12 protein-coding genes and 2 pseudogenes are annotated in these 15328 nt (G+C 73.8%); 12 read left to right on the top strand and 2 right to left on the bottom strand.

Annotated features, from left to right (window positions below):
* Positions 1–611: 611 nt before the first annotated feature.
* The 5 genes from OG946_RS26865 to OG946_RS26845 all read left to right on the top strand — a co-directional run bounded on the left by OG946_RS26865 (position 612) and on the right by OG946_RS26845 (position 4967).
* Entirely contained in the window at positions 612–1850 is a 1239-nt protein-coding gene (locus OG946_RS26865; RefSeq protein ID WP_326798566.1) for an alginate lyase family protein, read from the top strand.
* A 28-nt stretch (positions 1851–1878) separates the two neighbouring features.
* Positions 1879–3633 carry an RNA polymerase sigma factor gene (locus OG946_RS26860; RefSeq protein WP_442814490.1) on the top strand — a complete coding sequence of 585 codons (1755 nt, stop codon included), beginning with the start codon at positions 1879–1881 and terminating at the stop codon, positions 3631–3633.
* Positions 3634–3692: 59 nt separating this feature from the next.
* Complete coding sequence (locus tag OG946_RS26855; protein WP_326798564.1) at positions 3693–3842, top strand: hypothetical protein; 150 nt, start codon at positions 3693–3695, stop codon at positions 3840–3842.
* Positions 3843–3990: 148 nt separating this feature from the next.
* Positions 3991–4224: a twin-arginine translocation signal domain-containing protein gene (locus tag OG946_RS26850; RefSeq protein ID WP_326798563.1), complete on the top strand. Its 234-nt coding sequence runs from the start codon at positions 3991–3993 to the stop codon at positions 4222–4224.
* The gene (locus tag OG946_RS26845; protein WP_326798562.1) at positions 4221–4967 is read left to right on the top strand and encodes a peptidoglycan recognition protein family protein; all 747 of its coding nucleotides are present in this window, start codon (positions 4221–4223) and stop codon (positions 4965–4967) included. Before OG946_RS26850 ends, OG946_RS26845 begins: the two co-directional genes overlap by 4 nt.
* Before the next feature lie 21 nt (positions 4968–4988).
* On the opposite strand, the pseudogene OG946_RS26840 reads toward OG946_RS26845, so the two are convergent.
* A pseudogene (locus OG946_RS26840) lies at positions 4989–5120 on the bottom strand (SAM-dependent methyltransferase); the annotation flags it as partial.
* 164 nt (positions 5121–5284) lie between these two features.
* Between OG946_RS26840 and OG946_RS26835 the strand changes: the two are divergent.
* From OG946_RS26835 to OG946_RS26825, 3 genes and pseudogenes are all read left to right on the top strand, one after another.
* Positions 5285–5743 (top strand): annotated as a pseudogene (locus tag OG946_RS26835) (MerR family transcriptional regulator); the annotation flags it as partial.
* Positions 5744–5957: 214 nt separating this feature from the next.
* A complete protein-coding gene (locus tag OG946_RS26830; protein ID WP_326798561.1) occupies positions 5958–6518 on the top strand; it encodes a GNAT family N-acetyltransferase in 561 nt (186 codons plus the stop codon).
* A gap of 74 nt (positions 6519–6592) precedes the next feature.
* On the top strand, positions 6593–8518 hold the full coding sequence (locus OG946_RS26825) for an ABC transporter ATP-binding protein (protein ID WP_326798560.1): 1926 nt from the start codon (positions 6593–6595) through the stop codon (positions 8516–8518).
* A 28-nt stretch (positions 8519–8546) separates the two neighbouring features.
* Here the strand turns inward: OG946_RS26825 and OG946_RS26820 are convergent, their stop codons facing one another.
* Positions 8547–10001, bottom strand: coding sequence for an aminotransferase class V-fold PLP-dependent enzyme (locus OG946_RS26820; protein WP_326798559.1), 1455 nt, complete (start codon positions 9999–10001; stop codon positions 8547–8549).
* A gap of 340 nt (positions 10002–10341) precedes the next feature.
* On the opposite strand from OG946_RS26820, the gene OG946_RS26815 reads away from it, so the two are divergent.
* The 4 genes from OG946_RS26815 (at position 10342) to OG946_RS26800 (ending at position 15248) form a co-directional block, all read left to right on the top strand.
* On the top strand, positions 10342–11259 hold the full coding sequence (locus OG946_RS26815) for a class I SAM-dependent methyltransferase (protein WP_326798558.1): 918 nt from the start codon (positions 10342–10344) through the stop codon (positions 11257–11259).
* Positions 11260–11609: 350 nt separating this feature from the next.
* Positions 11610–12359 (top strand): class I SAM-dependent methyltransferase, encoded by a 750-nt coding sequence (locus tag OG946_RS26810; RefSeq protein ID WP_326798557.1) that lies wholly within the window; start codon positions 11610–11612, stop codon positions 12357–12359.
* Positions 12360–12520: 161 nt separating this feature from the next.
* Positions 12521–14530, top strand: a complete 2010-nt coding sequence (locus OG946_RS26805) for a sulfatase (protein ID WP_326798556.1) — start codon at positions 12521–12523, stop codon at positions 14528–14530.
* A 46-nt stretch (positions 14531–14576) separates the two neighbouring features.
* Positions 14577–15248, top strand: coding sequence for a DNA alkylation repair protein (locus OG946_RS26800; RefSeq protein ID WP_326798555.1), 672 nt, complete (start codon positions 14577–14579; stop codon positions 15246–15248).
* Positions 15249–15328 lie beyond the last annotated feature (80 nt).

The raw sequence follows: 15328 nt of genomic DNA, 5'->3' as shown, positions 1-15328 counted from the left end.
CGATCTCAACCGGCACGGACAGCATCCGCTCGGCCGGCGGATGACGTACGCCGGACGGCGGGGGTGTTTCGACACAGGCATGTGGGTGCTCCACAGCGGCTCAGCCGGGGGATCGCCACGCGGCGTCGCGTACCTCTTCAACTGCGCGAAGAGCCAGGACGCACTGGTGCGAACCTCACCGGGACGAAACGGGGGTGGCACGGGTGCTTTGGTGCGCGGATCTGTCGTGCAGCACTACGTGGGATCTGCCGTGCAGCGCAGATCACCCGGGACCGATGCGGTCCGAAATTTCGAACTATGGTCAGCCCCTCAGACAGGGATGATTGAGGGCTGGCGGTACGTCGTCAACACTTCCCGCGAAAAAAGTTTCTGTTTCAGTCTCGAAAATTTCGGGATCTCGACAGCCGGGCGGGGAGCCGCCACACTCCCGGCTCCGCCGTCGGCGGATGGCGCAGAGCCGGGACCCGGGGCCGGGATCGGGGCCGGGGCCGTGTGCGGACCGCCCGTGGCCCGGCAGGCGCGGAAAAGTGTTATCGCGGGCCTGTTCCCTGCGTCACCTGTAACGGGTGCGCTGCCCGGCGCGCCCGTCCCCCCACTCACAGGAGCCGTACATGGGCCACCACAACGCACACCGCATGAGCCGCCGCAGCGTCCTGCAGATCGCCGGAGGGGTCGCGGCGGCCGGGGCGGTGGGCAGCTCGGCCGCCGTCTGGAGCGGCGATCCCGCCGGCGCCGCTCCCGGGGCCGGGGCCAAGGCCGCCGCCTTCACCCACCCCGGAGCGCTGCACACCCGGGAGGCGTTCGACCGGATAGCGGAGAAGGTCGCCGCGGGCGACCAGCCGTGGCTCTCCGGCTGGGACCGGCTCACCGCCAACTCGCACTCCGCATCGGGCTGGGTCCCCAACCCGCAGGAGACGATCGTCCGCGGCGGCGGCGAGGGCGAGAACTACTGGATCCTCTACCACGACATCCACGCGGCATATCAGAATGCGCTGCGCTGGAAGATCACCGGCGACACCGCCCACGGCAACACCGCGCGGGACATCTGCAACGCGTGGTCGCAGACGCTGGAGTCCCTCGACCCCACCTACTCCGAGTCGCGGCTCGCGTCGGGCATCTACGGGTATCAGTTCGCCAACGTCGGCGAGCTGATCCGCGACTACGAGGGCTTCGACCTGCCCCGGTTCCAGGAGCTGATGAAAGCCGTCTTCTCTCCGCTGAACAGCGACTTCCTGGTCCGCCACAACGGCACCTGCGATACCCACTACTGGGCCAACTGGGACCTGTGCAACATGGCCTCGATCATGGCCATCGGCATCCTCTGCGACGACCAGGCCCTGTTCGACGAGGCGGTGGACTACTTCCACAACGGCGCGGGAAACGGCGCGCTCGCGAACGCGATCCCCTTCGTCTACGACGACGCCGGCCTCGCCCAGTGGCAGGAGACCGGGCGCGACCAGGCGCACAGCATCATGGGCATCGGCCTGATGGGAACCCTGTGCGAGATGGCGTACAGCCAGGGCGTCGACCTCTACGCCGCGGACGATCACAGGTTCCGCAAGGCATGCGAGTACGTGGCCCGGTACAACCTCGGCCACGACGTGCCGTACACCACGTACAACAACTGCGACAACGTGAACCAGACCGTCCCCGGCACAGCGGGCCGCGGCCAGGGGCGCCCGGTCTGGGAGCGGGTCTACCACCACTACACGGGCCGGCTGAACCAGGACTGCCCGAACATGCGCGAGACGGTCGAGGCCAACTCCCCGGAGGGCGGCGGCGGCGACTACGGCGGCAACAGCGGCGGCTTCGACGAGCTGGGCTTCGGCACCCTGCTCTACGTTCAGTAGCCTCGCCGCGGCAGCGGCGGGTCCGGCGATGCGAGGAGTGACGGTGGACGCCCGGGACTGGCGCGCGGTCATCACGGCGGCGCAGGCCGGGGACCGGAAGGCGATGGACCGGCTGGTGGCCGGCTGGCTGCCGTTGGTCTACAACATCGTCGGACGGGCGCTCGGCGGCCATGCCGACGTCGACGACGTCGTACAGGAGACGATGCTCCGCGCCGTGCACCAACTCCCCGCGCTACGCGACCCGGACAGCTTCCGCTCCTGGCTCGTCTCGATCGCGATGCGGCAGATACGCGACCGGGCACGGTGCCGGGAGCGGCAGGCCACCGAGTCCCGCGCGACGGCTGACGTCCCTGACGCGACCGTCGACTTCGCCGAGACCACCGTGCTGCGGCTGCAGTTGGAGGGCCAGCGGCGCGAGGTCGCCGAGGCGGCGCGCTGGCTGGACGGGGAGGACCGGCAGTTGCTCTCCCTGTGGTGGCTGGAGGTGGCCGGCGAACTGAGCCGCCGCGACCTCGCCGCGGCGCTCGGCGTCAGCCGGGCGCACGCCGCCGTACGCGTCCAGCGGATGAAGGAACGGCTGGAGAGGGTGCGCGGCATCGTCCGGGTGCTGAACGAGTCGAACGACCCGAAGCACGCCGACTGCGACGGCCTGCGCGCCCTGCTCGGCCGCTGGGACGGCCGGCCCAGTTCCGTCTGGCGCAAGCGGCTGGCCCGGCACATCCGCGGCTGCGCCCGGTGCGCCGCGTCGCGCGAGGAGATCGTGCCGGCGGAGCGGCTGCTGGTGGGCCTGGCCCTGGTGCCGATCCCGGCGGGGTTCGCCCTGTCCCTGGCGCTGGGCGGCAAGACCACCGCGGCAGCCGCGGGCGCCGGCTGGTCGGCCAAGGCGCTCGCGGCACTCGGCAAGCCCGTGGCGGCGGCCACGGCCGGGGTGACCCTCGCCGCGGGTGGCACGGCACTTCTGGTGTACGAGCGGCCGGCGGACCCGGCGCCGCGGGCCACCGCCTCCTCGACCCCGCCCACGTCGGGGCTGCCCGGTACGCCACCGGCGAGCGCGCCGACGACGAGCAGGCCGACGACGAGCACGCCCTCGACGAGCACACCGCCGACCGCCCCACCGGGCACCAGGGCCCCGACGTCCACTCCCGCCGCCCGGTACGGCAGCGTGGTCGACGCCGTTGACTCCCCGCCCGACCCCGACCGGCCGCCCGGCCCGCTGCCCCGCCGGCCGGAACGGGGCGTGACCAGCACCGTCGGACCTGACGTCACCCTCACCCACCGCGGGGAGAGCGCGACCCTGCGCGGCACGGGATACGTGCTGGTCCGCTGGCAGATCGTGACCGCAGAACCCGGCGGCAGCCTGACCATGCCCACCTGGACGGGCCTGGAGGGCAGGCTCTTCCATGTGGCCTCCGGCGGGGGCCGGCGGATGGACGACGTCAAGCCGGGCGGAGCCGGCGAGACCTGGATGGAATCACCCGACATCGGCACCACCGTGCTGCCCGAGGGCACCCAGCAGATGTGGCAGAGCGAGTTCTTCTGGCTCGACGGCGCGGTCACCCTCCACCAGAACGAGACCGGCGAGGACTACAACGTCTTCGTCCAGCCGACGGACCACGCGTCCGTCCTGCGCGACCTGCACACCGCGCCGGACCCGGCGACGGGCATTGTCCGCTACGGCCTCGTCCGCGACACCGGCGACAACCGCACGCCCGTACCGCAGTACCTCACCCGCGCCCGCCCGGCCGACCCGGCCACCGTTCTGCAACGTTCCCGGGTCGGATAGCGGCAGGCCGGAATGGCCGGACCCACGCACCGCCCGCTGCAGGGAGGTGCGATCCGCAGATGGTGCGCATCGAGCCGGGTCGCTGCAGCTACGGGCTCGTCTGCCACGAGGCGGGGCACGCCGTGGGGCCGCTGCACGGCGAGGACGCCGACCCGCCGGTGTCCCACACCCACTCGGAGCTTGCAGGCGGCATGGAGCGTACTGCGTGACCGCCACGAGGCGCGCGGCCGGGCAGAGGCATGGCCGCGTGACGGCGCAACCGTGGCGCTACCGGTGTGCTGTACCTCTGGTGTGCGCGAGAAGACGGCGCATGCGTGCGAGTCAGCCGACGAACCCCCACAAGCGTCTGGAGACGACATGTCGCAACGACCATCCCGCCGTGGCTTCCTGGGGATTGCCGCGGTCGCCGTGGCCGGCGCACCCGTGATCTGCTCCGGTCAGGCCTTCGCCGCGGACCCGCGGGAGCTGCCGATCGTGAACCGCCCCGGCCATCCCGGCGCGGTCTACCCGTCCGGCGGCCTGCGGCACGCGCAGGCCGAGCCGCTCAACGCCACCGTCGACTGCGCCCTGTCCGGACGGAGGGCCCAGTGACCACCTTCGTCAGCCGGTCCGCGTGGGGTGCACGCGCTCCGCGGAACACCAACAGCAACATCACGCCCCAGAACGGCGGGGTGACCATCCATCACGTCGACGCCGTGCACGTCGCCCGCGCGAACCACGCGGACTGCGCCGCCCAGGTGCGCGGAATCCAGAACCACCACATGGACGGCAACGGCTGGGCGGACATCGCGTACAGCCACCTCGTATGCGTGCACGACTACGTGTTCCAGGGCCGCGGCGAGAACCGCCGCACGGCCGCGAACGGCACCGACCCCGGCAACCAGAACTGGTACGCCGTCTGCGGTCTCGTCGGCGGGACCGCCGGTGACTACGACACCATCACCACCGGCCTCATCAACGCCTTCCGCTACGCCGTCAACCGGCTGCGCACGCAGGGTGGTGCGGCCCGTGCCATCTGCGGCCATCGCGACCACCTGAGCACCGGCTGCCCGGGGAACCTCTACGTGAACGGCGTGCTCAACGGCGCGACGAACCCCGGCGGCGGCCCGCTACCCCACCCCGGCGTCAACTTCCGCCAGCCGCCGACCTTCAGCCACGCGAGCGTGGCCACCTGGCAGAACCAGATGAACGCCCGCCACGGCTACAGCCTCACCGCTGACGGCGCCTACGGCCCCAACTCGTACGCGGCGTGCCGGGACTTCCAGTCGAAGAAGGGCCTCGCCGTCGACGGCATCGTCGGCCCCGCCACCTGGGGTGCCACCTTCCCCGCCTGACGGACGGCGTTCCATGCCGGGGAAGACCGCGAGGATCGCGGCCGCGGCGGCCCGGTCGGCCTCGTAGTTGTCCTCGCCGCCCAGCAGGTGGTTCCAGATACGCGCCGAATGCGGGCGGCTCGTGTCGATCGCGTCCGGTGCGTGGTCTGCCATGGGACCGCCCTGGGAGTCGCGGGGGTGGAGCGGGGTGAAGCGGGGGTGAAGCGGGGGTGGAGCGGGGTGCGTCGCGGCTCAACGTACTGCGGGGCGGCGGGCCCGAGGAAGGCCGCTTGACCCTCACGTGGCGTGAGGGGGCATCGTCGGGGGCGTGGCGGTGAAGCACCGTGCACCACTGGCCGGACCCGGTGGCCGGGCTGCGGGAGATGCGGCGCGTGGCGCGGCGGGTGGTGGTGTTCACGTACGACGCCTGCGACCCGGGCCGGCGCGAGCGGTTCTGGCTCACCCGCGACTACCTGCCGGAGTTCGCGGGACTCCTCACGGACTGGCCCTCGCTGGCCGACCTGACGCGCGCGTTCGGTGGGCGCGCGGAGCCGGTGCTGATCCCGTGGGACTGCGCGGACGGCTTCTTCGAGGCGCACTGGCGGCGGCCCGAGGCGTACCTGGAGGACGAGGTGCGCCGCGCGGTGTCGGTGTGGACCAGGGTGGGCCCGGAGGCGGAGCGGCGGGCGGTGAGCGGCCTCCGCGACGACCTCGCCTCGGGCCGCTGGACGGAGCGCAACCGCGACCTCCTCGCCCTCGACGCGGCCGAACTGGGCCTGCGCCTCCTCATCGCCTGAGGGTCCACCGCACCCCGCTGGGCCTCGGGCTGATGCTCACCGGCTGCGCCGTCCTGACGCTCTCTCGTCCTCCACAGCCGACGGCGGTTGCGCGGCCCGGGCCCGCTGCCGTGAGTCATCCGTAACCGGGCGGCGTCCGCTTTCCCCCGAACGGGCACGGCTTGCCGGGGGAATGCGTTTGCGGGCGACGGGTCCCGCCGGTTAGGAAACAGGGATGCTACGAGGCACGAAGGTCGGGCTCAGGGCCCGCCACGCGGACGACATCCCGGTTCTGCAGGCCGACCTCTACGACGACGTCGTCGCCGGCTCCCGGGCCCAGGCCACGCCGTGGCGGCCGATCGCGGCCGCGTCGAAGGACAACCCGCTGCTGGTGGACGACAAGGCCGAGGGGACCGTCCCGTTCTCCGTGGTGGAGCTGGACGGCGGGGCGCTGGTCGGCACGGCGTCGCTGTGGGGCATCGACACGCATCACCGGTCCGCGCACATCGGTCTCGGGCTCATGCCCTACGCCCGCGGCAAGGGCTACGGCACCGACATCGTCGCCGCGCTCTGCCACTACGGCTTCGTCGTACGCGGCCTGCAGCGGCTGCAGATCGAGACCCTGGCCGACAATGCCGCCATGCTGGGCGCCGCCGAGCGCAACGGCTTCGTCCGCGAGGGCGTGCTGCGCTCCTCGGCCTGGGTGCTGGGCACGTTCCTGGACGAGGTGGTCCTCGGGCTGCTCGCCGCCGACTGGCGGCCGGACGCGGCCGCGCGGGCGGGCGGCGGCCGCTGACGGATCGTCCGATCGTTGGTACCGCGCGCGAGCCGCGGGGGTCCGGCACCCCGAACCTTTGGCATGCTGCACTCATGTCGACGCCGCCCCTGCGCCCGGGTGTCTCCCGTGGCGGTCCCGCCGGTGTGTCCGTTTCGCCGGCCGCCGGCCTGCGGTTGCGGGCGCGGCGGGTGGGCCGGGACGTGCGCGGGGCGGGCCGGGTGCTGCGCGGGGTGTCGCTCGACGTCGCGCCCGGGACCCTCACCGTGATCGCCGGGAGCAGCGGCGCCGGCAAGACGGTCCTGCTGCAGACGCTCGCGGGGCTGAGCGTGCCGAGCGAGGGCGAGGTGTGGCACGACGGGGCGCCGCCGGGGCCGCCGGGGCCGGAGTTCGGGTACGTGCCGCAGGAGGACATCATCCACCGTGAGCTGCCGCTGCACCGCACGCTGGTGTACGCGGCCGGGCTGCGGATGCCGCCGAAGACCCCGGCCGCGGCCGTCGCCGCGACGGTCGACCGGGTGCTGGCCACGCTGGGGCTGACCTCGCGGCGCGATACGCCGGTACGGGCCCTGAGCGGCGGCGAACGCAAGCGGGCGAGCATCGCGGTGGAGCTGCTGACCCGGCCCCGGGTGCTGTTCCTCGACGAGCCGACGTCCGGGCTCGACCCGGCCACCGGCGCGGAGCTGATGCACACCCTGCGCGGGCTGGCCGACGACGGCACGACGGTCGTGATGACCACGCACGTGCTCGCCGATCTGCCGCGCGGTGACCAGGTGGTCTTCCTGTCGGCCGACGGCGAGGTCGCCTACGCGGGTGAACCGGGCCCGCTCTGCGAGACGTTCGGCGTGGACACGGCGGAGGAGGTGTACGGGGCGGTGGCCGCCGGCGCACGGGCGCCGGGGGCGGGCGCCGGCGACATCCGGGAGCAGGGGGTCACCTGGGGATCCGCGGCACCCGCCGGGGCCGTCGCCGCGGCCGGAGCCGTCGCGGCCACCGGGCTCGCCACCGCGACCGCCGCCGAGCCCACCGCCCGGTCCGAGCCCACCGCCCGGTCCGGCCCCGCGGCAACGACCCGCCCCGCAGCACCGGCCGCCCCCGCAACCCCCGCCGGCCCCGCCGCGCCGGCCCGGGCCCCCTCGTCCGCCGTCCCCGCCACCGGCCCCGCCCGCGTCGGCGCCCTGCGCCAGTGGGCCCTGCTCACCCGGCGCGGCACCGCGCTCCTCCTCCACAACCGCCTCTCCGTCGCCGTCCTCGTCGGCTCCCCCGTCATGATCGTGGCGATGTTCGCGGTGCTCTTCCGCGGCGGCGCCTTCGACCCCGCGTCCCCGGACCCGGCGTCCACCGCGATGATCATGTTCTGGATCGCCTTCGGCGCCTTCTTCTTCGGGCTGACGTACGGCCTGCTGCAGATCTGCACCGAACTGGCCGTGCTGCGCCGCGAATGGCTCGCCGGCCTGCGGATCGGCCCGTACGTCGCCTCCAAGCTCACCACCATGCTCCCCGCGCTCGCCCTCGCCGACGCGCTGCTGCTGGCCGTGCTGCGCGCGCTGGACCGGCTGCCGCCGGCCGGCTGGGACACGTACGCCTCGCTGTTCGCCTCCAGCGTGCTGGCCTCCGCCGCCGCCCTCGCGCTCGGGCTGCTCGCGTCCGCGGCGGTGGCGGAGCCGGGGCAGGCGACGCTGATGCTGCCGCTGCTGTGCTTCCCGCAGGTGCTGTTCTCCGGGGCGTTCGTGCCGGTGCCGCGGATGACGCCGGGCGGCGAGGCGGTCAGCCTGGCGATGACCAACCGGTGGGCGTTCGAGGCGCTGGGCAGCGGGGTGGGTCTGGAGTCGCTGTGGCGTACGGGCGCATCCCCCGCGGGGCGGCCGCTGCTGGCGTCGTACGGAGAATCGTTCGCGCACCCGGCCGCCCGCGGGTGGCTGATCCTGGCCGGCTTCGCGGTGCTGTTCCTGGCGCTGACGTGGTGGGTGGTCGTGCGCAAGTGCCGGGACGGCGCCGAGCGGAGCCGGCAGGGACGTTGACGCGGGCCGGGGTCCGGGGCCCGCGGGGTCAGCAGCCCAGCCGCGGCGCGAGGTCCGCCGCGTCGGGGACGCGGTCCCGGTAGGTCTGCGTCACGAACGACAGAAACGTTTCGACATCCGCGGGCTGCGACGCCGCGCCCAACGACACGCGCACCGCGCCCGCCGACGGCAGGTGCAGCATCTTCAGGTAGTCCTCCAGCGAGCCGAGCCGCCTGCGGGCCGCCCGGCGCAGCCGGCGCGGCGCCAGGTCGAACGCCGCCTCGCCGGCGCCCGGGTTGCAGAAGCAGCCGGTGCGCAGGGAGATGCCGTACGCGCCGCTGTCGCGGATGATGACGCGCTCGTCGACGACCCGCCCTTCGGCGTCGAGTACGTTCAGCGCGACCGTGCCGCCGCGGGGTGCACCGGCCCGGTCAGGACCGTACAGCCGGACCAGCGGCGAGCCGTCGCCGTGCCGCAGCGTCCGCAGCCCGGCGAGCAGGTGCGCCGTCAGCGCGTCGACGTGGTCGTGGACGCGGTCGATGCCGATGCCCTCGATCCAGGCGAGGCCGGCGGTGACGTCCGGTATGGCGAGGAAGTTGACGGTCCCGTCCTCGAACGCGGCCTCGTCGTCGGCGAGGACGTGCCACTGCGCCTGCGCGCTGACGGCGTAGATCGTGCCGCCGGCGAACCACGGGCGGCGCAGCTTCGCGAGGGCGGTCCTGCGGGCGATGAGGGCGCCGAGTCCTGTGGGGTGGCCGAAGAGCTTGTACCAGCTCACGACGGTGAAGTCCGGGTGGTGGCGGCCGAGGTCGAGGGCGTTGGTCGGGACGTACGCGGCCGCGTCGAGCACGACGTCGTAGCCGTGGGCCTGGGCGGTGGCGATCCAGTCCAGGGAGTGCTGTACGCCGGTGAAGTTGCTCTGCGCCGGGTAGGCCAGCAGCCCCCGGGGAGCGTGGTGCGCGAGGGCGGGGCGCCGGGTGCGTACGGTCAGCGCGGCGTGCATCCGGTCCTCGTCGATCCCCAGGTCCGGCGTGCGCAGCGGGACGTACTCGACGGTCGCGCCGCGCGCCCGCGCGTACTCCCGCAGGCCGTTGACGGAGTTGTGGTTGTCGAGGGAGAGGACGAGCCGGCTGCCGCGCCCGAGCGGATACGCCTCGCCGACCAGGCGCAGCGCGCCCGTGGCGTTGGGCGTGAAGATCACGGCGTACTCGGCGGGGTCGGCGCGGAAGTACCGCAGCACCGCCTCGCGGGCCTCGGCGAGCCCGTCCCCCGAGGCCCGGGAGGCGGGGCTCTCGGAGTGCGGATTGCCGAACAGCCCGCCGGTGATGCGCCGGGCGCTGCCCGCGACGAGGGAGCGCGGCGGAAGCCCGGCGCCGGTGTGGTCGAGATAGGTGTGCCCGCCCTCGTCGAGGTATCCGAACTCGCGTTCCCGCAGCTCCGCGAAGAGGTCGGGGGTGTCCGCGGCTCGTTCGCGTACGTGCCCGGTGGTGTCTGCCCTGCCCATGGGACCCCTTCGCATGAAATCCGCCAAAGGTAGCCATACCAGGATGACACCGACCACGCCCCGTGGCCGCAGCGAAGCGCGGCTTCGGCACATCGAAGTCGGCGGGGTCTTCGATATGGCAGCTCGGTCGCATGTCGCATTCACAGATTTTCGACTGCCGCGGCGGGGCACGCGGGCGTGGCTGCGGGGGACTTCGACGGTGTGCCGCGGCTGCCGGGTGCCTCACCTGGATGGCCCGCGCTCGTCGCGCCAGGGGCGTACTACGCCCCCGGTGACGTCCCGGCGTACGGCCGCGATATCCGCTGGCGTGGGCGCGGGGCGCGTCACTAGCGTCGAGGCTGTGCATCATGAAGATCCGCTGGCCTACGCGGTCGGCCTGGAGGGCGCTGCCCTGCTGCGTTCGTTCACCGGGGAGTACGACCGCGCGTTCGTCGCCGCGCGGCTCGGCGGGATCCGGCGGCTGCTCGGCGACGAGGCGCTGGCGGGTGCGGGCGTGGACGTCGCCCGGGTGTCCACGGTCGAGGGCTACCGGATCTGGTCGGAGACGTACGACGGGCCCAACACGGCGTTCGACCTGGACGAGCCGGTGGTCGGGGCGTTCCTCGACCCGCTGCCCGCGGGCCTCGCCCTGGACGCCGCCTGCGGCACCGGGCGGATGGCGGCCCTGCTGGCCGGGCGGGGCCACCGCACCGTCGGCGTCGACAGTTCCCCGGAGATGCTGGCCCGGGCCCGGGAGCGGGTGCCGGAGGGCGACTTCCGCCTCGGCGGGCTGGACGCGCTGCCCGTCGCCGACGGCGCCGTCGACGTGGTGGTCTGCTCGCTCGCGCTGACCCACGTCCCCGATCTGGGCCCGGTGATGGCGGAGTTCGCGCGGGTGCTGCGGCCGGGCGGACACCTGGTGACCTCGGACGTCCACCCGGAGCGGGTGGCGCTCGGGTCGATCCCGGCGGTACGGCTGCCGGACGGCAGCCCCGCCCGGGTGGAGACGTACCGGCACGCGGTCGGGGACTACGTGCGCGCCGCGCTCGCGGCCGGGCTCGACGTGCTGGGCTGCGAGGAGCCGGAGGTGCCGGCCGCCGGTGAGACGAAGCCGGCCCCGGCCCCGGCGACGGACCCCGGGCCGTGGGAGGCGTGGCCGTGGTCCCTTCGCGAACTGGTCCCCGAGGCCGCGGCGGTGTCCCACACCGGCGTCCCGGCGGGGATCGTCTGGCACTTCCGGCGGGCTGCCCGCCCCGCGGTCCCGTCCGGGGGCGCGTGACGTCGTAGCGCAGGTACGTCACCTCCCGCCCCGACGCCGCGACGCCGTCGATGACGAACGCGAACGGGGCGATCCTCTCGTGCTGCCGGCCCATCAGCGCCAAGTACGTCACCGGGTGCCGACCGCGAGGCGAGCACGTCCTCGTCAAGTGACCTGCGCGGGGCGCCGGTTCGCCCCGGCCGACCGCCGTGGCGGCGGGGCCGGATCCGGTCCGGGTGGGCTGCCGGTCGCGGAGTTCGGGCGGAGCACCACGGGGTGCGTGCACCGCGTCGGCCGCGGGTGCGGAACCCGGGTGGCCTCCCTCCCCGGGGAGCTGTGACCCCCGCCGCCACCTGCATAAGGTGGCGAACATGGATCCAGCAGACTTCTACACCGGAATCGTCGCGGAGCTGTACGGGCCGCTGAAGTCCGTCACCCAGGACCCCGAGCCGTACGCCGCCTTCGTCGAGCAGGCCGGTACGCCCGCGCTGGAGCTGGGCTGCGGCGACGGCGAGCCGCTGCTCGAACTGCGCCGCCGCGGTCTGGACGTGGACGGCGTCGACTCCTCCGCGGACATGCTGGACCGGCTGCGCCGCCGCGCGGCGGAAGAGGGCCTGCCCGTCAGGGTGTTCCAGCAGCGCATGGAGGCCCTGGACCTGCCGCGCAGGTACGCGGCCGTCTTCCTCGCCGGGCCGACGTTCAACCTGCTGCCCGACGACGCCACCGCGCTGGCCACGCTGCGCGCCATCCGCACCCACCTCGCCGCGGGCGGCACCGCTCTGATCCCGCTGCACCTGCCGGCGCCCACCGCCGCGGCGGACGTCGGCCGGGCCCGCACGGCCACCGGGCCGGACGGCGCCGAACTGCGGGTCCGCGTCGTCGCCGAGAACCGCGACGAGCACACCCGCACGCAGACGACGCTGCTGCGCTACGAGCGCTACCACCCCTCGGGCAGCAGCATCACCGAACGTCCGTGGGTGCTGCACTGGTACACCCGGGACGGCTTCGAGACCCTGGCGGCCGTCGCCGGGCTCGACGTCGCCGGTGTCACCGAGCCGGACGGCGGGCCCGCGGCGCCGGACGCCGGCCACATCCACGTACGGCTGCGCGCCTCGGACTGACCCCGCGCCCGGCCGCACTCCCCCGGCCGCACTCCCCGGCGGCTCTCCCCAGCCGCTCTTCCCCGCCCGCTCCCCTGCCCGCGCGGCACTCCGCGCGTCCGTCCCGGACTAATTCACCCGGGTGTTGACGCCCGGTCGCGGGCCGCCGGACGCTGAGCCGTATGCCCCCGACGACGTTCCGCCGCCCCTCGCGCCGCAGCGTCCTGCGCGGCGCCTCCGCCGTCGGCCTCACGGCCGTCGCCGCCCCCGCACTCGCCCGGAGCGCCACCGCCGCAGGCCCGCCGCCGCCCAACGTCATCGTCGTGTCGATCGACGACCTCGGCTGGCGCGAGTTCGGCTCGTACGGCAACACCTTCAACGAGACCCCGCACATCGACCGGCTGGCGCGCGAGGGGATGCGCTTCACCCGCGCGTACTCCGCCGCTCCCCTCTGCTCGCCGACCCGCGCCGCGCTGATGACCGGGCTGTACCCGGCCCGTACCGGCATCACCGACTTCCTCCGCGAGGAACCGGCGGCCAGCAACAAGTTCCTCTCCCCCGACGTGCCCACCGTCCCCGACTTCCTCGGCCCGTACGGCTACACCACCGCCCTGATCGGCAAGTGGCACCTCACCGAGACCTACAGCGGCGAGTACACCGAGCGGCCCGGCAACCCCTACGCGCACGGGCTGGACGAGGCCATCGCCTCCGAGCGGCTGTACATCGCGGACGGCGACTACTTCCACCCGTACCGCTTCATGCCCGACCTGCCGGCCCGCACGCCCGGCGAGTACCTCACCGATCGGCTCGCGGACGAGGCCGTCGACTTCGTCGCGCGCCACCGCGACGAGCCGTTCTTCCTGCACGTCTCCAACTACGCCGTGCACACGGCCCTGGCCGCGAAGCCCGAGCTGCTCGCCAAGTACGAGGCCAAGCCGGGTGCCGGCCGACTGCCGAACCGGCCCGCGCTGGCCGCGATGCTGGAGAGCATCGACCAGCAGGTCGGCCGCATCGTCGGCGCGCTGGACGAGCACGGGCTCGCCGAGCGCACGCTGATCCTCGTCACGTCCGACAACGGCAGCCCGTACCGGGACGCGACGGCGCCGCTGCGCGGCGGCAAGAGCGAGCTGTACGAGGGCGGGATCCGGGTGCCGCTGGTCGCGTACTGGCCGGGCAAGGTGGCACCGGGGCGCACGGACGCCACGCCCGTCTCCACGATCGACGTGCTCCCGACGGCTCTCGACCTGGCCGCCGGCGGCCGCGCCCCCGCCGCGCGCTTCGACGGTACGAGCCTGGCCCCCCTGCTCACCGGCACCGGCCTGCTCCGCCGCGACACCCTCTTCTGGATCTACCCGCACTTCAACCAGAACCGCCACCCGCACGCGGCCGTCCGCCACGGCGAGTTCAAGCTGGTACGCCGGCTCCGCGGCGGCGCCGCCGAGCTGTACCACCTCGGCCGCGACCCCGGTGAGACCGACGACCTCGCGGACCGCTACCCCGCGATTCTCCGCCGCTTGACCGCGCTGCTCGACGACCACCTCGCGGACGTCGGCCTGTTCCCGCCGCCGCCCGGCCCCGACGCGTACCCGGTGGCCGAACTCGACGAGCGGTTCGACACCGGCCTCGACCGCTTCACCGTGCTGCCCGTACCGCGCGGGTCGCACCAGGGCACCGCCACCGCGGGCGACGGCAGGCTGACCGTGACCACGCAGGCGCCGACGCACCTGCTGTTCCTCTCCGGCACCGCGCCGCGCACGGACACCTTCGCGCTGGTGCTGGACACCGGCACGTTCGCGGGGACGGGCGGCCAGGACACCGTCTTCGTCGGCCTCGCCAAGGACGCGGACAACTATCTGCTCTTCCGCCACCACAACGGGCTGCGGCGGGCCGGCTGGGACCTGCGCATCGACGGGAAGCTGATCACCGTCGGCCAGGAGCCGCTGGACAACCTCGACGGCACCGTTGACCTCTCCCGCCCCGGCTCCCGCTACGCCCTGGTGGCGCGCTCCACGGTCACCACGGCGTACGTGGACCAGGGCGCGGGCTGGGAGTTCCTGTTCACGGCGGACGCGGGCGGGGTGCTGGACCTCACGGACCCGGAGGTGCGGGCCGCGTACCGGTACACGGCCGGCGTGCGCCTCGACCGGGGCACGATCACGCTGAACGGGCTGCGCGCGGCGAGCCGCGCGTAGGCCGGGCTAGGCTCCCACCGACCGGCAGGAAGGTGCGGTGGGCGGGATGACCCTGACCGAGGTAATGGCGGAGCTGGCAGAGCTGGAGGATCCGAAGGCGCGCGCGGTGAACGAGAGGCACGGCGACGACCACGGCGTGCACCTCGGCAAGCTGCGCGCGCTCGCCAAGCGGCTGAAGACGCAGCAGCCGCTCGCCCGCGAGCTGTGGCGGACCGGCGACACCGCGGCGCGGCTGCTGGCGCTGCTGGTCTGCCGCCCGAAGGCGTTCGAGCGGGACGAACTGGACGCGATGCTGCGCGAGGCGCGTACGCCCAAGGTGCACGACTGGCTCGTGAACTACGCGGTGAAGAAGAACCCGCACGCCGAGGAGCTGCGGCTGGCCTGGCTCGCCGACCCCGACCCGGTGGTGGCGAGCGCCGGCTGGGCGCTGACCGCCGAGCGCGTGGTGAAGAGCCCCGCGGGCCTCGACCCGGCGGGGCTGCTCGACGTGATCGAGGCAGAGCTGAAGGACGCCCCTGACCGGCTGCAGTGGGCGATGAACACCTGCCTCGCGCAGATCGGCATCGAGTACCCCGCGCACCGCGCACGCGCCGTCGCCGTGGGTGAGCGCCTGGAGGTGCTGAAGGACTACCCGACGTCACCGGGCTGCACGTCTCCGTTCGCACCCGTCTGGATCGCCGAAATGGTCCGCCGCCGAGACGGCTCGCAGGCCCTCTGACCGGGCCGGAAGCCCTCACCACGCAGAGTCACCCAAACAGGCGTATCGTACGAAAAGGGATGCATCCGACTCTGTCTCTG

It is taken from the genome of Streptomyces sp. NBC_01808 (assembly GCF_035917395.1).
GTDB lineage: Bacteria > Actinomycetota > Actinomycetes > Streptomycetales > Streptomycetaceae > Streptomyces.
The sequence above is the reverse complement of the archived record's forward strand: the minus strand, read 5'-3'. Positions and strand labels throughout refer to the sequence as shown.